Below are 20,636 nucleotides of genomic sequence, written 5' to 3'. Positions count from 1 at the left end.
ACAAGGTCGTATTTACCTATTTCGTGCCCTTTTAAATTACTTTTTTAGATGGAAGAAGCGATAAGAAAAGAAGAGGCCAAAAAGGTAAAGGGAAAACGCAAAGTATGCCGGTAGCAAGTGAATAAAGGTTGTATAACCAATGGCAAAATGAACAAAGATTCCGCTAAAAAATGCTGGAATTCCTCCAATCAATAACAGCCACCATACCCAACGGTTGCCTTGGTGAAACCCCCACAGAGCAACCGTTAATACAAGGATACCCACACTTAAGAGTGCACTTCCAAAACCGGCTCGATCATGAGCTATGACAGGAATGAGCCGTTCGTTAAACGATTGAAGCATATCAGCTGGCATGCATAGGTAGAGTAAATCTGTAGGAACAAATACACTCGTGATCCCAATATAGGAGATGATCATACCACCGATAATGAAAGAGAAGCCGAGTACAACAAAGCAAAATTGCCCGAATAAGCTTTTTCTCCAATAGTGATCGTTGTCTCGATTCTTAGAGGAGGGTGTTCCTCTTAATCTAGTTGTTTTAAAGTAGCCGATGCAATAGAATGGCAGCAACACAAGCCAAAAAAGCAAGTGAAGCCAATCAAAATAACCGTAGCCAATAAAAAGGAAAATTCCTAAGAATCCAATAATAGCGGCCATATCCGTTGCCTGTTTGGCCCAAAGCAAACCATTACGAATGCCATATCTAGCTAAAAACATATAAATGATCCCACCTGAAACCATTGTTCCGGCAAGCGTCATTCGGTCGTGAGCCATAAAAAATAGAATGCGTTCGTTGAAATAATAAATGGATTCACGGGGCATCCCTAAAAAATGCTCATCGTAAGGTAGAATGATTGTCGTCATACTAAGAATTAGGGCAAGGATCCCTCCAATCATAATAAAGAAACCAAAAAGCCAATACCAACCCCAGCCTTGATAAGATACAGGAGCTACTTTAATCTCATCAAGCTGAGCCTCTTTAATTCTCTTTGGAAGTCCCGGACCAGAAAATACGTAACCGTGAGACAAAAGGAGAAAGTCTGAGCCAGCATGTAATAACCGTAATGCATCTCTAGGTTGTAAAATCCCTCCAACAGTGATAATCGGCAATGTAAAATGATGTTTTCGCAAAAATTTTATTATTTTTATGTGTGAAGAAAGAGTTTCCTCGTTTTTTTGTTGACTCCCTTCCTCTAGAACAAGGCCTGAAAAATTATTTTCAATCAAAGACAACGGCAAGTCGTTAAGTTGATTTTCTCTTATAGAAAGAAAGGTTGATTTGCTCGAGGTATTAGCCAATTTAAGAAGGTCAGTGTCAATTAGAGAGTGATTTGTCAGATCTATAATGAAACCATCAGTAAATGGAGCTAAGTCGCTAGTGATTTCTTCAAAATATTGATCGATTCCAGACAACCGAATGAATATAGGCTTATTAACGCTGTGTTTTCTTAGTTTCGTTATTGTTTGCTCTACACTTAAGGTTGGAGTGGATTCACTGAAATCAATTCGTTGTTCTAAATGGTGAATGATTGGATCTTTTTGATTGGAGATAGGTTTTTTGCTTACTGGGCCAACCTCGATAAAGCCAAAGCCTAGATTGGCAAAAGCTTGCGTTCCTGATAAGTTAGGGTCAATTTTATAAGATAAGCCAATGGAGTTTTCAAATTCAATTTGTCCAATGTTTTTCTTTAATAGCTGTGAAGATTCTTCTCTTCCTAAAAAGTGTATCACTTGTTTGCCACCAGGAGTGGTAGCAATGCGGTTCATATTTTTATGAATAAATTCTCGAGACGTGCTAGCTGAAAGTTTTGAGAGTATTGGTTTAAATAACACATGGTAGGACCAATCCGGCATTTAGATTCCTCCCATTTGGATGAATAGTCATTACTATTGTAGCAGGTGCAGCGACTATTTTCTAAAGTTTAAGTTAAAGAATTGATAAATGAAGGGGTGTTCAAAACCCTCCCTGTTGAAACACCCTCTATTAACTACCTTTTTTGTGTTAGATTGCTGAACATAGCAACGAAACCTCTACTACTTACAAGTGTTAGAGAGATAGAAAAGAAGGTATCAAAAGCACTCCAATCTTTCCACTTTATGAAGTTTGTTTTCTGTTCAAGGATCCTTTCTATGATCGTGTGGACAGCACTATATAGAAAGGATTGAAAGATAATCATTGGTAGAGTTGATCTTTTGGTTGTTTTATTAAACCACACGGTTATTAATGGCAAAATGAGGTACTCATAAACAATATTTGTTCGGAAATAAGCAGGCAACAAACGAACAGGATGTTTTACTTTTCCAGAATGTATGACAAGTCTTGAAAGAAAGGATGCAATATACCCAGTAAAGAAAAAGGCAATCGCCGAGTCTTTACTACCTCTCCCACGGAAAGTAAAAGGGAGCCATAGCAATGCAAGCATTAACATGCCTCGTAAAATAGTCTTTTCCATATCCTAACCACTCCTTTCTTCGATTGGAACACCTAAAGGTACTTCAAAATACCACATGAAAAATGCTGTAATAAAAACGGATAGTAGGTAAGCAAAAATAGGGCGTTTGTGATGTAGTCGCAACATTGGAAACATAATAGCAACAAGGACGATAGACCATTGAATTGACCAACCATGTTGATAATAGATCTTGCCTACAAGCAAATACACACCTTCAATTCCAATATACAATGCAATCCATAAAAGGTTATAAAGAATTCGTTTTTTGAATGTAGGTGGATAATGTGTTAGAAACATTAAAACTGTGCCAGGAAAAACAATTAAGGTATATAACATTTCTGTTATAGAATGGTTTATCAGAAGGTCAGGGTCGAATTTCCATAAAAAATAATTAGAGCATAAAAAATTATATGTTAAATTAATTACAGCAAAATAAAGCATCGTCGTATGGTACTTTTCCCAGTTTTTGTAGTCTTTTTTCCACCAAACAGCAATAATAACAATGATCGCCATTATTAGATGCATGTGACCAACCCTGTCCTCTTTATATTTTGTTCTAATAATACTGTTTGTTAAGAACAGGCAATTCATACATAAATAAGTAGAGAAAAGGACACTGACAAGGCAATGAAAGTCCTTGTCAGTGTCCCAAAATCAATAGCCTTTTTTATAATTAACAAGATTGACAGATAAAGGTTGATTAGCAATGTAGTTTTTTAAATTTGGAATAAAAATGTCATTCATTACACGGTGATCATAATACTCAGTGGATCCTGCCGTATGCGGGGTAACAATTACATTATCGTGATTCCAAAGCTTGGATTCTTCTGGGAGAGGTTCCTGTTCAAATACATCTAACCCAGCACCAGCAAGCTCTCCTTTTTCGAGTGCAACTAATAAATCATCTTCCACAACAATTTCCCCACGGCCAATATTAATAAGGAAAGCACTTGGTTTCATTACTTTAAACTGCTCAGCACTAAATAAATGATAAGTCTTTGCTGTAAGGGGTAATGTAATGACAACATAATCACACTTAGGCAGAATGTGGTTTAATTGATTTGGTGTATACATGTCATCGACATAAGAAGATGGCTTTCCTGAATGCCGAATGCCGATTACATGCATTCCGAATGCTTTAGCAATCTTTGCCGTTTCTTCACCAATCGCACCAACCCCAATGATCCCAATTGTTTTATTATGGATTTCTAGCTTCATGTTCTCATGGTGCCATGTTTTCGATTGTTGATTTTTTACATAGGTATGTATTTTTCTCGTTAGGCCAAGCATCAGTGCAAAGATGGTTTCTGAAATAGGATAGGCATGAACTCCATTTGCACTTGTTATCTGAACTTCTCTCGATTGAAATGAGGATAGAGGAAGATGATTCACACCAGCAGACCAAGTTTGGATCCACTTTAGAGGTGTTTGTTCTTGTTCAAGTAGAAGATCCTTCACTTCTGATTTCCACCCAGCGATGATTTCAGCATCTTTAATATGTTCGGCCCAAATCGAACGATCCTTCCCAATTAGGATGTCCCATTCAGGTACCATTGACTTTAATTGTTCAACATAAGTGTCTTCAAGATTTTGTGTAATGATCAATTTTCTTTTTGTCATTTTATTCTCCTCCTGATGAGTTCTATACCTATTATATTATCAGAAAGTTACGTAAAATGAGACAAAAGATGATTGCAACTTCTTTTACTTGTAAAAGGGCGACCGATTTAAAGTAAGTCAGTTACGACAATTTCAAAGCGGCCGCCAATTTTCATTTCAAATGGAATTAATTAATGTTTGGGTCGACAAAACGCCCGTAGTCAGGAATCGCTAGCTTATCAAAATTTGCAGCAAGATTATCAAGGCTTTGTGTTAGTTCTTCGCCGTACATTGGCAGGCCATGACCGGTAACAGCAACAGTCGGCTCAAGATGCTTTAAGATGCCGACAGATTCCCATGCGGCTTCCCAATCTGTTGTTAAATAGCGCGGTGGACCATTAATTTCTTTCTCTTGAGTGAGTACTTTGTAAAGTGAGTCTTGTTTCACTGTTACAAACGCATCGCCAGCAATTAATGTATTGTCCTCAATTCTAATAAATGAACAGTGTCCAGGCGTATGTCCAGGTGTATGAATCCAACGCCAGCCAGGCATTTCGGGAATACGGTGATCCTTAGGTAATTCTTTTAGGCGACGACCAAGTTGTGTCGGTCCATTTGGAAAAAAGGATGACATTTTAGCAATTAACCCGCCTTCCACACTTGTATCTGGTTCCGGGTAACTTTTTTCACCAGTTAAATATGGAAACTCTGCTGAATGCGCATAAATCGGAACATCCCATTTTTCTGCTAACTCAACTATGGCTCCAACGTGATCGAAGTGCCCATGTGTTAAGACAATGGCACGAGGCGTGTGCACGGAACCAAATTTTTCTTTTAGAGCATTGAGAATGTTATCTGCAGATTTGGGCATGCCAGCATCAACTAAGACCCACTCGTTTTCTTTCGCTGGGTTTCCAACAAAACAGACATTTACCACTTGAACAGGTAAACAATAGACTTGTGGGGCGACTTCTTGAATGACACCATTTGTGACGGAAGTAATCGGTATAAATTTATTATCTTCGCTATAATGCATTTGCTGCTCCACGTAAAAAAACCTCCTAATAACTTCAATTTAAACGATATTAGTTTTTTACCTTTCGTAAGTTTTATGTAATCTAAAATCTGATGAGTAAATGGTATACTTGAGTATAAAGTTTTAGGAGGACGTTTTAATTGTTTAAATACATTCATCATGTAGCTATCATTTGTTCCGACTATAAGAAATCAAAGCATTTTTATGTGAATATTTTGGGCTTGAAAATTATTAATGAAACCTATCGAAGTGAGCGAAACTCTTATAAATTAGATCTTGAAATGGGGAACAGTCAAATTGAACTGTTTTCATTTCCTGAATCACCAGAGAGGTCAAGCTACCCTGAGGCTAGGGGATTAAGGCATCTTGCTTTTGCAGTAGAGGATGTCCAAGTGTGTGTAAATTGGTTAGAGAAGCAAAAGGTCGTAGTAGAGCCTATACGAACGGATGAGGCTACTGGTAAAAAATTCACTTTCTTTTCAGACCCAGATGGATTGCCTTTAGAGCTCTATGAAACCAATACCTACTTATAAACAAACTTTACCAACAAAGGAGTTGTATAAGTTAATGTGATCTACACACAATAGTTACTGAAAACGAACAAAGCGAGGTGAACTAAAAATGGCAAGCAACAATAGTAGTAACCAATTATTAGTACCTGGAGTTGAACAAGCTCTAGATCAAATGAAGTATGAAATTGCTTCTGAATTTGGTGTACAACTTGGCGCAGATGCCACTGCACGTGCAAACGGTTCTGTTGGCGGTGAGATCACCAAACGTCTAGTTCAACAAGCTGAGCAACAACTTGGCGGTTCACAGTTTTAATTAAACTTACCCTAGCCCACAAATGTAATCATTTTGGAACCCCGTCATCAAGACGGGGTTCTTTCATACTTTACTAGTTGAAGCCAATCAAAAGACCTGTTAAAAAGTTCATATTCCCATTTTGTATCGGAGAATGTATGATCAGCACCATTAATGAAGCTACAGCCGATCTTTTGGTTCTCTACTTGATTAAGGGCTTGCATATAGCTTTCTGCATGCTGGCAGGGAATATCTTCATCATTTGTTCCATGAACGACAAAAACGGAGCCAGGAAATGATTGAATTGTGTTTAAAGGCTGATGGCTTTTTAAATCATTAAAAAAAGACTTGCTTAACAAAAACCCTTTATAATCGAAATAACCATTTATTTGAGCAATTTGTTCCGCGTCTTTCCCCGTAATTGAAGTAATGTCAACATAAGGATTAGCAACAGGTGACCATAGAATAATGTCTTTGATAAAAGGGAATTGGTAGGACGTTAGCGCAGTTAATGCCCCACCAAGACTATGCCCAATCATAATGATGTTATTAATTTCTACTTCTTTCATTTGTGATACGTAATGAATAGCTGATTTTAGTTCATCAATTTGCTTGGAAACTGTGACGTCTTTATAATCTCCCTCACTTTCCCCGCAACCACTAAAGTCAAATCGAAAACAAACAAAGCCTTTATTAGAGAAGTAATTAGCAGCTTTTACAAACATTCGATGTTCACCGACTTTGCTTCCTATAAACCCATGTACAAAAATAATGGTCGGGGAAGGGTGTATATCTGGCTCTGGTTTATGTATAACAGCCGATAACGTATTAGAATGGAACCGAATTGCTTTAGTCGTCATTTTAGACACCTCTTTAAAGTCTTATAATAGGAAAGTATAAAGGAAGAGGATGCTGATCTCAATCAAAATATACTAAAAAGATCGGAATTGTATGTGTTTATTATTTAAAAAAAGTTTGCCTCAAAAAATGTTGAGACAAACCGTATAGCTATTTTAATCTTCAAATTGAATATCTCCATTTATTGTGTAAGTCCAATCATCATACCTAGCTTCAAGTGATGTATTTGTATAGTCCATTTTATCCTTTGGTAAAAAGTAATTAGACGACTGACCGATGAGTAACAATACATCTTTAAAAACATAGTAAGACTGAAGCCTGTGTGGATCAGCTATAACTGTTTCTTCTAACTCAATCGTAAAATGGCTGTCATTTTTACAAATCATTACCTCGATGTGTTCGACACATTCGTTCTCTTTTAACATGTTGAAATGAGAGTGGAGAGGATATGCACCATAGACTGCGTTTAAAGCTTTCTCAACATGTTCCATATGTTCTCTTTGAACTTGTTGCTTAAGCGTTGTATATTCAGTCAATTCTTCTGAACTAGGCAAAAATTCAGCGCGGAAAAAACGGTCAAAATAACTTTCTTCTGTATAGAAAAGGAACATTTCTGTTTCAAGTGTCGAGTAAGCTCGATCCCATGTAGAAAGCCACGATGAATCATCTATTTCGGATTCAGGTATATTAGAAGCTGACTCGGTGTATGTATGATAAGCGTTCTTTACATCATCAAGTGAACGGACAAATGGCTCAGGAATTAACGAAATATATATAAATATATATACGATTCCTATTAATAGAACAGTTACATATTTAAGACGATTTTCCTTTTTGATAATAAAAAACAAACCGATATAGGCAACAATGGATATAAGCAAACTAATAAGGAACAAAGGGTAAGAAAGATAGGCTTCAAAAAACATGCCTAATCCCCCAAGTGTTAACAAGGTCAAAAAAACGGCAAATTTCCACAATCTTTTGGTGATTGTCACATACCAGAAATAGAGTAGGGCTATCAAGATAAAGCCTATTTGTAAGTAATGTAAAATAATGAATCATTCCTTTAGTATAATGTTAAGCTCCTTATCTAGAGCCGTCTTCTATTATAAAGGTATCTCCTTCATATTCCCATGATAAAAACTCTGAGCTATAACTTATTTGGTCATAAGGTACATAGTAATCATTTTCGCCATTGTGTATTAAGAAATATGCTGATAATAAAAAAGAGGTGTTTGGTGAACGGTGGTCTGCATATGTATTCCCATGTAAGACAACGTTGAAATGATCATTTTCTTTACAGACAGTGACGTCATTTCCTTCGTAGCAATCATTGTTGTGTACATTGTCAATGAGGGATAAAAAAGGAGTCGTGTTATAAAAGTTTTGAAAAATTGTTTCAATTGTCTTGTCGTGTTGTTTATTCTTCGATTCATCAAGCTCTTCAATATGTTCCAATTCTTCCTCTGTTGCGATAAAGTCAAACCCTAATAGTCTGTTCGTATAGGTTTGATGGAGATAAAATTCATCTAATAGTATGAAATAATGATAATGAGCTTGTCCCCACTCCGCAACCCAACTCTTATCTTCTTCTTTTGGTACCTCACTAATAACCTCTACATAATCATAATAGGCTTTTTCTACTTCTTGGACTGAGATACCTTCTGGAGCTAATAGCGATGTGTAGGTGTAATAACTTCCGATCATCACAGCAATCATAAGACCGGTATAACGGATGCGCTGCTCTTTTGACTCATGTGTAAAGTAGTAGGCTATCAAACCAGTAAAAAGAGACAATACACCAAATAAGAAAGCAGAATAAGAAATATAGTGCTGAATAATAAACGTTAAAAACCCAACCTGGACGAGTAAGGCTATCATAAATTTCCCTTTACTTTCTTTTTTCCACGTTCCAATAAGGCCAATGATAAAAATGATAATTGGAATGTAAAAATAAATCATTTACTAAATCAATTCCTTTTCTTGGAGTTTCTCTTATCCTATCATACGCTTTTGCAGTTCGCTAGCTTTCAGAAAGTGTCCATAAAAACTCTAGAAAAATGTATAAATACAACGAGATTGGGAAAAATGGGGGGTAGCCAACTTGGGTGGAGTTTCCTCTTATGGAAATGGTTAATACGCCTGAGGACGACTACGAATATGAGATGGAGGTCGGATGGAGATGAGGAAAGTTCTATCCAGTATGTTAAGCGTATGCCTAGTTTTAAGTTTGATAGCACCGTTGGCAAGCGCTGAAGAAAAACAAGCAAAATTAGCGGAGAATGCTTCTTCAGCAATTGTCATTGAGCGTGATACGGGGGAAGTGATTTTTGACAAAAATAGTCATGAAAAGCTTCCACCTGCAAGTATGACGAAGATCATGACGATGCTCTTGATTATGGAAGCTATTGATAAAGAAGCTATTGCTTATGATGATAAAGTTCGTACAAGTGAGTACGCAGCTTCCATGGGAGGTTCTCAAATTTTCTTAGAGCCTGGTGAGGAAATGAGCGTGGAAGACATGTTAAAGGCTATCGCGGTTGCTTCAGCAAATGACGCATCGGTTGCAATGGCTGAACATTTAGCTGGAACCGAGGAAGAATTTGTTGTCATGATGAATGAAAAAGCAAAAGAGTTGGGACTTGAAAATACAAATTTCGTTAATACAAATGGTCTTCCAGCGGAAAACCACTATACAACTGCCTATGATTTAGCGATGATTTCAAAGGAGCTCCTTAAGTATGATGATATAACGAAATTTACAGGTATTTATGAAGATTATTTACGAGCTGACTCAGAAGATGATAAATTTTGGCTTGTAAATACAAATAAATTAGTTAAGTTTTACCCTGGTGTTGATGGATTAAAAACAGGTTATACCCGTGAGGCTATGTATTGTTTAACGGCCACGGCTGAGAAAAATGGAATGCGAGTCATTACGGTTATTATGGGGGCACCATCTCCGAAAGAACGAAATGCTCAAATTACATCGATGCTTGATTATGCCTTTAGCCAGTTTCAAGCACATAAACTTTATGATCGTGAACACGTATTAGCTGATGTTGAGGTAAGTAAAGGGGATAAAGACCAAATCCCTGTTGTCACTTCTGAATCTGTTTCAATCCTAACGAAAAGAGGAGTGAAGATAGACGATGTAACAGAACGTCTAGAAATTGAGGCAAATTTACGTGCACCAATCAAAAAGGGGGACGTAATTGGTACGCTCTTTATTGAGAAAGAAGGCGAGATATTAAGTGAAACGCCTTTAGTTGCTGGAGACGATGTAATTGAAGCTTCTTGGTGGAAATTATTTAAACGGACGCTAGCGAAATTTGGAGCTGCATAATTTCTTTTGACAACTTTTTACGAATAAAGACTAGTTTTGTCACCTTGCAGGAAGCGCAAGGGAAAAAGGCGAATTCTCTCTAGCAAAGACCTATAGTGGATAGCTGTACAACATTCACTATGAAGACTCATACTTATTTGAGTGAACTAGAGGGAGTGATTGAAATGAGTTTGCAAATTGATTTGGAGCAAAAAGGAAGTGTGTTACTCGTAAGGTTACAGGGCGAGCTTGACCACCATACGGCAGAGGAGTTACGAGGGCAAGTTGAACAAGTACTCGCTGACGGCAAAGTAAAGCATATTGTCCTAAATTTAGAGTTATTATCATTCATGGATAGTTCTGGTTTAGGTGTGATTTTAGGTAGATACAAGCAAGTGAAAGCTAATGGGGGGGAAATGGTCGTTTGTGCGATATCTCCATCTGTGAAACGCTTGTTTGAAATGTCAGGATTGTTTAAAATAATCCGCTTAGAAGACAGTGAACAATTTGCTTTACAAACGTTGGGGGTGGCTTAAACGATGCAAAATGTAATGGATTTGAAGTTCTCTGCCCAAAGCCAAAACGAGTCGTTTGCACGCGTGACAGTAGGGGCATTTATCGCTCAACTGGATCCAACAATGGATGAGATGACGGAGATTAAGACGGTTGTTTCTGAAGCTGTGACCAACGCGATCATTCATGGATATCATAATCAACCGGATGGACTGGTCTATATTCATTGTACGCTTAATAATGGAACGATAGAACTTACCATTCGTGATGAGGGTATGGGTATTCAAGACATTGAGGAAGCGCGCCAGCCTCTCTTTACAACAAAGCCAGAGCTTGAACGTTCGGGTATGGGTTTTACGATTATGGAAAATTTCATGGATGAATTGCAAGTTGTATCTGAGCCGATGATTGGAACGACTGTCTTTGTAAAAAAAACACTTACAAATAGCAAAGCTATGTGTAATTAAGGAGTTTTGCCTATGGATGTCGAGGTAAAACAACAAAAGAAGAAGCAAGCACATTTTTCTGATTCCGAGGTAAAAGAGCTAATAGCGAGGAGTCAGGATGGGGACCAAGATGCTAGGGATTTAATTGTTAACCGTAACACAAGACTTGTTTGGTCTGTCGTTCAACGTTTTATGAACCGCGGCTATGAAGCTGATGATTTGTTTCAAATTGGTTGTATAGGGCTCATCAAGTCAGTAGATAAGTTTGATTTATCATATGACGTGAAATTCTCTACGTACGCCGTGCCGATGATCATTGGTGAAATTCAGCGTTTTCTTCGTGATGATGGAACCGTTAAAGTCAGTCGTTCCATTAAGGAATTAGGAAATAAAATACGTAAAATGAAAGATGAAATGACGAAATCGTTAGGCCGTACTCCCACAGTGAATGAAATTGCTGAGGCATTAGAAATCACACCAGAAGAAGTGGTGTTTGCAGGGGAAGCGAGTAGATCTCTTTCTTCTATCCATGAAACAGTCTATGAAAATGATGGAGACCCAATTACGTTGCTAGACCAAATCGCTGATCAAACCGAGACAAAATGGTTTGATAAGATTGCACTAAAAGAAGCCATTCGTGATCTTGACGAAAGGGAACGACTAATCGTTTACCTCCGTTATTACAAAGATCAAACACAGTCAGAGGTTGCATCAAGATTAGGGATATCTCAAGTTCAAGTATCAAGACTAGAAAAGAAAATTCTAGAACAAATGAAGCTTGAAATGGGAGATGTTTAGTTATAGAAAATTGAACGTTTTGCGTTGAGAAGGCGGTTCCTTTTCAACGCTTTTTTCATGCTTTTAAAGCTACGTTATATTTGGTTATTAAAAACTTACTAGTATATTCAAGGGAAAAAAATTTTATGCTAAAATGAATCCTTTCTTTATGGACTCGCGTCTAATAAATGAATACGAGTAGTAGTTTTATCTTATACTACAAAAGTACATTTAGAAGAAAAGTAGGTGCAAGATTATGTGTGGCTTTGTAGCTTGTATTTTTGATGAACCTCAAAAAAGTGATCATAAATTAAAAGAAATGAACAGTATGATCCCCCATCGTGGACCTGACCAGGAAGGGTATATGCATGGAGACCATATACAATTAGGATTCAGTCGATTAAGCATTATTGATTTGGAGGGTGGTTATCAGCCTCTTTCCTATATGAATGGGCGTTATTGGATTGTATTTAATGGAGAGATATATAATTATGTTGAATTAAAACAAGATCTATTATCCAAAGGAAAGCACTTTGAAACAGATTCGGATACAGAAGTGATTCTTGCTCTTTACAGTGAGGTGGGTGAGCAAGTGGTTCATTACTTGCGAGGAATGTTTGCTTTTGTCATTTGGGATAGTCACAAAAAGCAGGCGTTTGCGGCACGTGATCACTTTGGAATCAAACCGTTATTTTATAAAGAAGAAAAAGACAGTTTCAAATTTGCTTCAGAAAAGAAAAGCTTAGAAATGGATGAATTGTCAGAAGTTAATACTCAAGCTCTCCATCATTATTTGTCCTTTCAATATGTTCCTGAACCGTATTCTCTTACTAATCATATTTATAAGCTTGAACCCGGGCATTATTTTGTTAAGGAAATCGGACAGAAGGCAATGATAAAATCTTATTTTAAACCGATGTTTAGCCCTGTTAACAAATCGGAGGAAGAGTGGGTTTCCCAAATCAGAGAAACAATGTATGAGTCAGTCGAAAAACATATGCGAAGTGATGTACCTGTTGGCTCATTCCTTTCGGGGGGGATTGATTCTACGATTATCGCATCCATTGCAAAAGAGATAAAACCAGATCTAGAGACATATTCAGTAGGTTTTGGCCAAGATGGATATAGTGAATTGGATGTCGCACAAGAAAGTGCGGATAAACTTAAGGTTAAAAATTATAGCAAAGTGATCACATCAAATGAGTATTGGCAAGAATTACCTAAAATTATGTGGCATATGGATGATCCGTTAGCAGATCCAGCTTGTGTTCCACTTTATTTTGTTGCTAAGGAAGCGAGCGAAAGGGTGAAGGTTGTCTTATCAGGGGAAGGCGCCGATGAACTTTTTGGTGGTTATAATATTTACCGTGAACCGCAAAGTCTAGCTTGTTTTCAATACGTCCCAACACCTTTAAAGAAAAAACTACGGAAATTAGCAGGAATTCTTCCAGAAGGAATGAAAGGAAGAAGTTTTCTCGAGCGTGGGACAACCCCTTTAGAAGAACGTTATATTGGAAATGCAAAGATGTTCTCAGAGTCAGAAAAGAAACAACTTCTTTTTGCTTACAATCATGAGTTTTCAAACGAATTAATTACAAGAAAAATTTATGAGTACTCAAGGCATCAACATACGGTCAATCGAATGCAACATCTAGATTTATGTACTTGGTTACGTGGAGACATCTTAGTAAAAGCTGATAAAATGACGATGGCTCATTCACTCGAATTACGTGTACCATTTTTAGATAAAGAAGTGTTTGAGCTAGCTTCTCATATCCCTGCAGAGTGGAAAACGACGAATGGAACAACAAAATACATTTTACGTAAGGCTTTTGAGGGAATTGTACCAGATCATGTATTTATGCGTAAAAAACTAGGTTTTCCAGTTCCACTTCGCCATTGGCTAAAAAACGAGTGGTATGACCAAGTTAGGAAGCTAATTTCTGAAAGCGAGACAGATGCTTATATAGATAAAGCGTATGTTCTCAACCTCCATGAGGAACATTGCTTAGGTAAAGCAGATCGTAGTCGAAAGCTTTGGACTGTCTTATCATTTATGATTTGGCATCAAGTTTATATGGAACATAAATACGAGTACACAGACTGGTTAAAAGAACGGAATAGCGAAGATGAAAGTGTGAAGATCAGTATTTAAATGGATCGACCGAACAAGGAAATTAAAATTCCGTGTTCGGTTTTTTTGTACCATTTCTTAAAAAACAAGCCATTGCTAGAATGATATGTCGTTTCATCAGTCATACTAACGATACAGTGCAATTATCTGGCTAATTTATTGTAAGAGGGGAACGATTGTTATTTAGGAGGCGGAAACAAGTATGGCAATCGATGAACAACAAAAAAAATTGTATCAAAAAAATATCAAGCTTTATCAACCGAAAAGCCATGTATTAAAAAATGGAGTAAAAGCCTTCTTAATAGGTGGCTTAATTTGCGCTATTGGACAAGGGATTAGTCGGATTTATATGACTTTTTTACCTATTACTCAAGAAGAAGCGATGAGTCCAACGTTAGCAACGCTAATTTTATTGGCAGCGTTAGCAACAGGGTTCGGTATTTACGACAAGCTTGGACAATTTGCTGGGGCAGGTTCATTGGTTCCCGTGACCGGATTTTCCAATGCTATGACGAGTGCAGCCCTAGAACATAAAAGTGAAGGATTAGTATTTGGTATTGGAGCAAATATGTTCAAATTAACTGGTGCGGTGATTGCGTTTGGCGTGCTTTCTGCTTATTTAGTAGGGCTAACAAGATTGCTTGTTGAAATGTTAATTAATTCGTAAAGGGCGTGTTTTGAGTGGAGAGACGAGGGAAGCAAACATGGCATTTTGATCAACCTGTATACGTGCAGGGGGCTGGAACGGCAGTCGGCCCTGAAGAGTTAAAAGGTCCCCTCGGAACCTACTTTGATGTAAGCTATGATAATTTATATGCCGGAGCGGAAAATTGGGAATTAGCTGAGCGCCAGTTAATGCAAGATGCAGTAGAAGTTGCATTAAAGCAGGCAGAGAAGAAAAGCTCCGAAATGGATTATTTTTTTGCTGGTGATTTGCTCAATCAAATTGTTACATCAAATTATTACGCAAGGGAAGTCGATATCCCCTATTTTGGATTGTTTGCTGCTTGTGCAACAGTTATGGAAGGAATTGCACTTGCGGCCCTTTTTGTCGATACAGGTGTAGCTGATTTAACGTTAACTGCTGTAAGTAGTCATAATGCAACGGCTGAGCGCCAATTTCGATACCCAACTGAATTTGCTGGGCAACGTCCTGATTCAGCTACCTTTACTGTTACGGGAGCGGGTGCTGTCGTCATTGGAAAGAAGCCGACCTTCATTAAAGTGACAGATGCAACGATAGGAAAGGTTATGGATTATGGCATTAAACAGCCATTTGATATGGGTTCAGCGATGGCGCCGGCTGCAGCGGATACAATCATTACCCATTTAAAAGAGACACGACGCGAACCATCTTATTATGATGTGATCGTAACAGGGGATCTTTCGCGTGTAGGAAGTGGAATCTTACGCAAGCTAATACAAGATAAGGGACTGACACTTGATCGGTATGATGATTGTGGCGTAATGATTTATCATCAAGAGCAGCCAGTTTTTTCAGGTGGAAGTGGAGCCGCTTGTCCAGCTGTTGTTACATTTGGACATTTATTTAAAGAAATGCGAGAAGGAAGAATTAAGCGAATGCTTGTTGTGGCAACAGGGGCACTTTTAAGTCCACTAATGATTCAACAAAAAGAATCCATTCCAAGCATTGCTCATGCGGTTGCATTTGAACGGGAGGAGTACCATGTTTGATTATCTTGCAGCCTTTGTCGTAGGAGGAATTATCTGTTTTATAGGGCAGATGCTAATGGATATTGGCAAATTATCCCCGACTCATACATTAAGCACGCTAGTAGTAGCAGGAGCTTTGCTTGATGGATTTCATTTATATGATCGATTGATTGATTTTGCTGGTGCTGGAGCAACAGTTCCTATTACTAGCTTTGGACATGCACTTGTTCATGGTGCGATGTCAGAAGGGGACCGTTACGGATTTTTTGGAATTGGTATGGGGGTTTTTGAAGTAACATCGGTTGGAATTTCTTCAACGATTTTATTTAGCTTTTTAGTAGCTATTTTCTTTAAACCAAAGGGGTGAGCAAAAAAATGGAGAGACGAAAAGTGATATTGATTACCGATGGGGATGAGCACGCCAAGCAAGTAGTCGAGCTTATAGCAGAACAAATAGGTGGAAGGTGTATAAGTTACTCATATGGAAACCCTACTCCAATTAAGGGCGAAGAGATCGTCTCTCTTATTATGCAAACCCCGTATGATCCTGTTCTCGTCATGTTCGATGATTGTGGTCAGCGAGATGAGGGAATCGGGGAAAAGGCCATGCACGTCGTTGCGACTCACCCACAAATTGAAGTACTCGGAGCCATTGCAGTAGCTTCTTCAACCCATTCTAGCGAGTGGACGCATGTAGATGTAAGTATAGACAGATATGGTCATTTAACAGAATTTGGAGTAGATAAGGAAGGAATACCAGATTTAGAAATAGGCAGAATAAATGGCGATACGGTTTATATTTTGGATGAACTAGATATTCCTGTTGTGGTCGGAGTAGGGGACATTGGGAAAATGGCCGGATTTGATTCATTAAAAAAAGGTGCCCCTATTACAAAGCAAGCAGTGGAAATCATTTTGGAACGGAGCGGATATCATGAGTCAAGCACATGAGAAGAAAGAGACCCCGATATCACGAAATATTGTTGAAAATGAAGCTATACTGAAAAAGAGACTTGGTTTTGGCACATCGTTTGATGTAGGGGTACGGACGTTAACCATTCTTGATAAGCATATTCAAATGTATTTTGTTAATGGATTATGTGACATCCAATTCATTATAGAACAGCTTAGGGAATTAATGTTGTTAGAGTCTAGAGAAAGAGTAGATGAAACAACGAATGTCCAGCAAGCCATCATCAATCATTTGCCGCATGTACAAGTTGAATTTACCGATAATCTAGAAGATGCAACGACTCAAATGCTCTCAGGACTTGTCTTCATTTTAGTAGAAGGTGAAGATCGGGCCATTGTTATTGATGTTAGAAGCTATCCAACACGTGGACCAGAAGAACCAGATACAGAACGAGTTGTACGAGGATCCCGTGATGGTTATACAGAAAACATTATTATTAATACAGCTCTTACTCGTCGCCGTATTCGTGATGACCGGTTAAGAAATGAAATCATGCGAGTAACTCAACGATCACAAACGGATATTTGTATTTCCTATATTGATGGGGTAGCAGATCCAAAAATGGTTGAAATTCTAAAAAAAGAGTTACAAGCGATTAATATCGATGGTTTGACCATGTCAGATAAAGTAGTTGAAGAGTATATTGTGAAACAAGGATTTAATCCTTTCCCTCTTGTTAGGTATACAGAGCGACCGGATGTCGCGGCAAATCATTTACTCGAGGGACATGTACTTATCATGGTCGATACATCGCCGAGTGTGATTATTACGCCTACAACTTTTTTTCATCATGTTCAACATGCTGAAGAATACCGACAAGCACCATTTATAGGTACAGCATTACGGTGGACACGTTTTATTGGGATCATATTTTCGTTGCTTATTTTGCCATTTTGGCTTTTGCTTACGATGAACCCAGAACTACTTCCGCCAGCCTTAGATTTTATCGGCCCGAATGAAACGACTAATATTCCTGTCTTTTTACAAATTCTATTTGCGGAATTAGGAATTGAACTATTAAGGATGGCAGCGATTCATACACCTTCCCCGTTAGCGACAGCCCTAGGTTTAGTTGCAGCTCTATTAATTGGAGAGATTGCGATTGAGGTTGGGTATTTTACACCAGAAGTTATCTTGTATGTCGCAATAGGTGCAATTGGGATGTTTGCAACACCAAGTTATGAATTAGGAGTTGCCTTACGAGCAATTAGAGTGATCCTTCTTATTGCCGTTGCTGCATTTAAAGCACCTGGGTTTATTATCGGAATGACTATTTTCATTCTTGCTTTAGCAGCTATAAAGACATTTGCAAAACCATATTTGTGGCCATTCTTGCCATTTGACCCAGTAGCGGCTTGGCACATTCTTGTTCGTTCATCTGTACCATCAATGAAATTTCGCCCAACTTTTCTTCACCCACAAGACCCAATCAAACAAAAATCCGAATAATTTTCAGACCCCGCTTTAGTTAAATAAAGCGGGGTTTAAACCTACCCCAAGGGGTATAAAAAGCCTTGATTCAATTTCGTTATTATGATAAAGTATACACATTCATTTTATATAATTATAAGGATTTAAACTGACAAAATTTAATAGTATATAGTTCACTGCAAACCGTAGTGTAAAAAGATAACCATTTAAGCAGCTAGTGTAGTAGCATTAGCTGCTTTTTTATAGGATAGAAGGGCTTTTGGGGAAGCTGCATTTTTTGCAGGATGAATCAACTCTGTTGAATAGAAAAAAGGAGAGACCATAGATGTATACACATGGAACGAGTCAAATTAATGAACAAGGCCATTTAGTCATTGGTGGAGTAAATACAGTCGAACTTGCAAATCAATATGGAACACCATTATTCGTTTATGATGTTGCACTTATTCGTGAACGGGCTTGGCAATTCCAACAAGCATTTAAAAAGGAAAATGTCCCATACCAAGTTGCTTATGCAAGTAAAGCATTTAGCTGTATGGCGATGTTTCAACTTGCTGATGAATTAGGGTTAAGCTTGGATGTTGTTTCTGGAGGAGAACTATTTACAGCCATTCAAGCTGATTTCCCAATGGAACGTGTGCATTTTCACGGCAATAATAAAAGTTTAGCAGAGCTTGAAATGGCAGTGGAAGCACAAATAGGTTGTGTCGTAGTTGATAACTTTTATGAGTTAGCTGAATTAAGTCGAATTTGTAAAGAAAAGAATTACAAAATGAATATTCTTCTTCGTATTACACCAGGAGTCGAAGCTCATACACATGATTATATTTCAACCGGGCAAGAAGATTCAAAGTTCGGTTTTGATCTAGTAAGTGGCCAAGTACATGAGGCTGTACAAACAGCGTATGAAGATGAGTGGTTGAAACTGTTAGGTGTACACAGTCATATTGGTTCTCAAATTTTTGAAACAACAGGTTTTGTGATGGCCGTTGAGAAGATGTTCGAGCTAGTCATTGAGTGGAAAGAGCGCTTTGGCTTTGTTCCAACCGTTTTAAACCTGGGTGGAGGCTTTGGAATTCGATATATTGAAGGAGATACGCCGCTTCCAGCTGGCGAATATGTAACAAAAATGATTGAAGTCGTTAAGCAAAAAGCAGTTGAAGCGAACTTGACCATGCCAGAAATTTGGATTGAACCAGGCCGTTCGCTAGTTGGGGATGCAGGGACGACACTTTATTCAATTGGGTCTAAAAAACATATTCCAAATGTCCGTGACTACCTTGCTGTTGATGGTGGGATGAGTGATAACCTGCGTCCAGCATTGTATCAAGCAGAGTACGAGGGAGTGCTTGCTAATCGGGCCAATGAAGAAGCGACTGAAACTTTCTCAATTGCAGGTAAATGTTGTGAAAGTGGCGACATGTTAATCTGGGATTTACCTTTGCCAAAAGCAAACCATGAAGATATTTTAGCTGTATTTTGTACAGGTGCGTATGGTTATGCAATGGCTAATAATTACAATCGTATTCCACGACCAGCAGTTGTATTTGTGGAGGACGGAGAGGCACTGGAAGTAATTAGACGTGAACGCTTTGAAGATTTGGTTCGTTTAGATTTACCACTTGTTAAAAAAGTAGCAAAATAATAAGTGTACTGAAATTGGAAAGAAGACTGGCAACCTGATGGGTGAAAGTCTTCTTTTTTGTTGATTTTTGTGCGTACATAATTACATGTTTACAATTGTTTGTTTTTGTTCGATAATTAAAAGATAGTGAATGGACTAAGGAGGTAAAATATGCTTTCAGTAGAGCGTTATGAAAAAATACTTGATGAATTAGATAAAAACAAAGCAGTGAAGGTATCAGAATTAAGTCGTTCTTTAAGTGTTACGGAAAAAACGATCCGACTAGATTTAGAGACGCTTGAACAAAAGGGGTTACTTAGGAGAATTCATGGTGGAGCTGTATTATTAGAAGAAAAAGAAGACCGAATTTTTCCGGTTGATGCAAGACAATCAACGAATAATGAACGTAAAATGGCGATTGCATATGAGGCAATTAAATGTATTAAAAGTGATGATACTATTTTACTTGATGGCGGCAGCACAACCTTGCAAATGGCAAAATTGTTAGGTAACTTTCCTGTAAGTGTCATCACAAACGATATAAAAATTGCTCATGAATTAATTGGAAAAGAAAAAGTACAGCTTATGGTATTAGGTGGATCGCGTATCGGAACCTCATCTTCCCTTTATGGAGGCCAAGCAATTGATTTATTAAACCGAATACGAGTTAATCAATTATTCTTTGGGGCAACAGGAGTTTCTATTGAACATGGCTTGACCGTGCTTAATAGTTTTCATGTTGAGTGGAAAAGAAAAATTGTGGAATGTGCTGATCGAGTAACTCTTGTTGCAGACTCAACTAAGTTTGAGAAAGTAGGATTGATCCAATTTGCTACTTTAGATGATGTCGATGCGATTATTACCGATGATAAATTAAATGAAACGATACAGTCAAGACTAGAGAAGACTGGAATTTCTGTTACATTGGCTAAGATGAAATTGTAATTATTTTTTAAAAGATATGTTGCCACTTCCTCAGACTGATGCTA

General features: G+C 37.9%; 22 protein-coding genes. 14 read left to right on the top strand and 8 right to left on the bottom strand.

Features of this window, described 5'->3' with window-relative positions; translation table 11 throughout:
• Positions 1-36: 36 nt before the first annotated feature.
• From LQ50_RS10280 to LQ50_RS10260, 5 genes are all read right to left on the bottom strand, one after another.
• Entirely contained in the window at positions 37-1,854 is a 1,818-nt protein-coding gene (locus tag LQ50_RS10280; protein WP_034628848.1) for a dihydroorotate dehydrogenase, read from the bottom strand.
• 134 nt (positions 1,855-1,988) lie between these two features.
• Positions 1,989-2,453: a CBO0543 family protein gene (locus LQ50_RS10275; protein ID WP_034628846.1), complete on the bottom strand. Its 465-nt coding sequence runs from the start codon at positions 2,451-2,453 to the stop codon at positions 1,989-1,991.
• A 3-nt stretch (positions 2,454-2,456) separates the two neighbouring features.
• A complete protein-coding gene (locus LQ50_RS10270; RefSeq protein WP_034628845.1) occupies positions 2,457-2,978 on the bottom strand; it encodes a CBO0543 family protein in 522 nt (173 codons plus the stop codon).
• Positions 2,979-3,107: 129 nt separating this feature from the next.
• Positions 3,108-4,073 (bottom strand): D-2-hydroxyacid dehydrogenase, encoded by a 966-nt coding sequence (locus tag LQ50_RS10265; protein WP_034628844.1) that lies wholly within the window; start codon positions 4,071-4,073, stop codon positions 3,108-3,110.
• 166 nt (positions 4,074-4,239) lie between these two features.
• A complete protein-coding gene (locus LQ50_RS10260; RefSeq protein ID WP_034628842.1) occupies positions 4,240-5,100 on the bottom strand; it encodes an MBL fold metallo-hydrolase in 861 nt (286 codons plus the stop codon).
• Between the two features lie 128 nt (positions 5,101-5,228).
• Here LQ50_RS10260 and gloA2 point away from each other — a divergent pair, with 128 nt between their 5' ends.
• The gene (gene gloA2, locus LQ50_RS10255) at positions 5,229-5,621 is read left to right on the top strand and encodes an SMU1112c/YaeR family gloxylase I-like metalloprotein (RefSeq protein WP_034628841.1); all 393 of its coding nucleotides are present in this window, start codon (positions 5,229-5,231) and stop codon (positions 5,619-5,621) included.
• Between the two features lie 88 nt (positions 5,622-5,709).
• Positions 5,710-5,913, top strand: a complete 204-nt coding sequence (locus tag LQ50_RS10250; protein ID WP_034628840.1) for an alpha/beta-type small acid-soluble spore protein — start codon at positions 5,710-5,712, stop codon at positions 5,911-5,913.
• A 47-nt stretch (positions 5,914-5,960) separates the two neighbouring features.
• On the opposite strand, the gene LQ50_RS10245 is transcribed toward LQ50_RS10250, so the two are convergent.
• The 3 genes from LQ50_RS10245 to LQ50_RS10235 all read right to left on the bottom strand — a co-directional run bounded on the left by LQ50_RS10245 (position 5,961) and on the right by LQ50_RS10235 (position 8,712).
• Complete coding sequence (locus tag LQ50_RS10245; RefSeq protein WP_052144686.1) at positions 5,961-6,752, bottom strand: alpha/beta hydrolase family protein; 792 nt, start codon at positions 6,750-6,752, stop codon at positions 5,961-5,963.
• A 153-nt stretch (positions 6,753-6,905) separates the two neighbouring features.
• Positions 6,906-7,676, bottom strand: coding sequence for a hypothetical protein (locus tag LQ50_RS10240; RefSeq protein ID WP_034628838.1), 771 nt, complete (start codon positions 7,674-7,676; stop codon positions 6,906-6,908).
• A 160-nt stretch (positions 7,677-7,836) separates the two neighbouring features.
• Positions 7,837-8,712, bottom strand: coding sequence for a hypothetical protein (locus LQ50_RS10235; RefSeq protein WP_034628837.1), 876 nt, complete (start codon positions 8,710-8,712; stop codon positions 7,837-7,839).
• Positions 8,713-8,932: 220 nt separating this feature from the next.
• Between LQ50_RS10235 and LQ50_RS10230 the strand changes: the two genes are divergently transcribed.
• From LQ50_RS10230 to LQ50_RS10175, 12 genes are all read left to right on the top strand, one after another.
• Positions 8,933-10,096 (top strand): D-alanyl-D-alanine carboxypeptidase family protein, encoded by a 1,164-nt coding sequence (locus tag LQ50_RS10230; protein WP_034628859.1) that lies wholly within the window; start codon positions 8,933-8,935, stop codon positions 10,094-10,096.
• Positions 10,097-10,260: 164 nt separating this feature from the next.
• Positions 10,261-10,611: an anti-sigma F factor antagonist gene (spoIIAA, locus tag LQ50_RS10225; RefSeq protein WP_034628836.1), complete on the top strand. Its 351-nt coding sequence runs from the start codon at positions 10,261-10,263 to the stop codon at positions 10,609-10,611.
• Positions 10,612-10,614: 3 nt separating this feature from the next.
• Positions 10,615-11,055: an anti-sigma F factor gene (gene spoIIAB, locus LQ50_RS10220; RefSeq protein ID WP_034628834.1), complete on the top strand. Its 441-nt coding sequence runs from the start codon at positions 10,615-10,617 to the stop codon at positions 11,053-11,055.
• A gap of 12 nt (positions 11,056-11,067) precedes the next feature.
• A complete protein-coding gene (gene sigF, locus LQ50_RS10215) occupies positions 11,068-11,832 on the top strand; it encodes an RNA polymerase sporulation sigma factor SigF (protein WP_034628833.1) in 765 nt (254 codons plus the stop codon).
• Between the two features lie 235 nt (positions 11,833-12,067).
• Positions 12,068-13,966: an asparagine synthase (glutamine-hydrolyzing) gene (gene asnB / locus LQ50_RS10210; RefSeq protein WP_034628832.1), complete on the top strand. Its 1,899-nt coding sequence runs from the start codon at positions 12,068-12,070 to the stop codon at positions 13,964-13,966.
• Between the two features lie 181 nt (positions 13,967-14,147).
• Positions 14,148-14,612, top strand: a complete 465-nt coding sequence (gene spoVAC / locus LQ50_RS10205) for a stage V sporulation protein AC (protein ID WP_034628830.1) — start codon at positions 14,148-14,150, stop codon at positions 14,610-14,612.
• A 14-nt stretch (positions 14,613-14,626) separates the two neighbouring features.
• Positions 14,627-15,640, top strand: coding sequence for a stage V sporulation protein AD (gene spoVAD, locus LQ50_RS10200; RefSeq protein WP_034628829.1), 1,014 nt, complete (start codon positions 14,627-14,629; stop codon positions 15,638-15,640).
• The gene (gene spoVAE, locus LQ50_RS10195) at positions 15,633-15,986 is read left to right on the top strand and encodes a stage V sporulation protein AE (protein WP_034628827.1); all 354 of its coding nucleotides are present in this window, start codon (positions 15,633-15,635) and stop codon (positions 15,984-15,986) included. The genes spoVAD and spoVAE overlap by 8 nt, the downstream gene beginning before the upstream one ends.
• A gap of 8 nt (positions 15,987-15,994) precedes the next feature.
• Positions 15,995-16,570 (top strand): stage V sporulation protein SpoVABEA, encoded by a 576-nt coding sequence (spoVAEA, locus tag LQ50_RS10190; RefSeq protein ID WP_034628826.1) that lies wholly within the window; start codon positions 15,995-15,997, stop codon positions 16,568-16,570.
• Positions 16,554-18,041 (top strand): spore germination protein, encoded by a 1,488-nt coding sequence (locus tag LQ50_RS10185; protein ID WP_034628825.1) that lies wholly within the window; start codon positions 16,554-16,556, stop codon positions 18,039-18,041. Before spoVAEA ends, LQ50_RS10185 begins: the two co-directional genes overlap by 17 nt.
• Positions 18,042-18,348: 307 nt before the next feature.
• Positions 18,349-19,668 carry a diaminopimelate decarboxylase gene (gene lysA / locus LQ50_RS10180; protein ID WP_034628823.1) on the top strand — a complete coding sequence of 440 codons (1,320 nt, stop codon included), beginning with the start codon at positions 18,349-18,351 and terminating at the stop codon, positions 19,666-19,668.
• Between the two features lie 150 nt (positions 19,669-19,818).
• Positions 19,819-20,592: a DeoR/GlpR family DNA-binding transcription regulator gene (locus LQ50_RS10175; RefSeq protein WP_034628822.1), complete on the top strand. Its 774-nt coding sequence runs from the start codon at positions 19,819-19,821 to the stop codon at positions 20,590-20,592.
• Positions 20,593-20,636 lie beyond the last annotated feature (44 nt).

Origin of the sequence: Halalkalibacter okhensis, assembly GCF_000787375.1 — a bacterium.
GTDB lineage: Bacteria > Bacillota > Bacilli > Bacillales > Bacillaceae_D > Halalkalibacter > Halalkalibacter okhensis.
Note: the sequence above shows the minus strand (reverse complement) of the source record. Positions and strands in the feature narration are given on the sequence as shown.

Coding starts and splice junctions, on each gene's coding strand:
- sigF (WP_034628833.1), top strand. CDS start 11,068: ATGGATGTCGAGGTAAAACAACAAAAGAAGAAGCAAGCACATTTTTCT.
- LQ50_RS10270 (WP_034628845.1), bottom strand. CDS start 2,978: ATGCATCTAATAATGGCGATCATTGTTATTATTGCTGTTTGGTGGAAA.
- spoVAE (WP_034628827.1), top strand. CDS start 15,633: ATGTTTGATTATCTTGCAGCCTTTGTCGTAGGAGGAATTATCTGTTTT.
- LQ50_RS10250 (WP_034628840.1), top strand. CDS start 5,710: ATGGCAAGCAACAATAGTAGTAACCAATTATTAGTACCTGGAGTTGAA.
- asnB (WP_034628832.1), top strand. CDS start 12,068: ATGTGTGGCTTTGTAGCTTGTATTTTTGATGAACCTCAAAAAAGTGAT.
- LQ50_RS10275 (WP_034628846.1), bottom strand. CDS start 2,453: ATGGAAAAGACTATTTTACGAGGCATGTTAATGCTTGCATTGCTATGG.
- spoIIAB (WP_034628834.1), top strand. CDS start 10,615: ATGCAAAATGTAATGGATTTGAAGTTCTCTGCCCAAAGCCAAAACGAG.
- LQ50_RS10185 (WP_034628825.1), top strand. CDS start 16,554: ATGAGTCAAGCACATGAGAAGAAAGAGACCCCGATATCACGAAATATT.
- LQ50_RS10235 (WP_034628837.1), bottom strand. CDS start 8,712: ATGATTTATTTTTACATTCCAATTATCATTTTTATCATTGGCCTTATT.
- lysA (WP_034628823.1), top strand. CDS start 18,349: ATGTATACACATGGAACGAGTCAAATTAATGAACAAGGCCATTTAGTC.
- spoIIAA (WP_034628836.1), top strand. CDS start 10,261: ATGAGTTTGCAAATTGATTTGGAGCAAAAAGGAAGTGTGTTACTCGTA.
- LQ50_RS10265 (WP_034628844.1), bottom strand. CDS start 4,073: ATGACAAAAAGAAAATTGATCATTACACAAAATCTTGAAGACACTTAT.
- LQ50_RS10245 (WP_052144686.1), bottom strand. CDS start 6,752: ATGACGACTAAAGCAATTCGGTTCCATTCTAATACGTTATCGGCTGTT.
- LQ50_RS10240 (WP_034628838.1), bottom strand. CDS start 7,676: ATGTTTTTTGAAGCCTATCTTTCTTACCCTTTGTTCCTTATTAGTTTG.
- spoVAC (WP_034628830.1), top strand. CDS start 14,148: ATGGCAATCGATGAACAACAAAAAAAATTGTATCAAAAAAATATCAAG.
- LQ50_RS10175 (WP_034628822.1), top strand. CDS start 19,819: ATGCTTTCAGTAGAGCGTTATGAAAAAATACTTGATGAATTAGATAAA.
- spoVAEA (WP_034628826.1), top strand. CDS start 15,995: ATGGAGAGACGAAAAGTGATATTGATTACCGATGGGGATGAGCACGCC.
- LQ50_RS10230 (WP_034628859.1), top strand. CDS start 8,933: ATGAGGAAAGTTCTATCCAGTATGTTAAGCGTATGCCTAGTTTTAAGT.
- LQ50_RS10280 (WP_034628848.1), bottom strand. CDS start 1,854: ATGCCGGATTGGTCCTACCATGTGTTATTTAAACCAATACTCTCAAAA.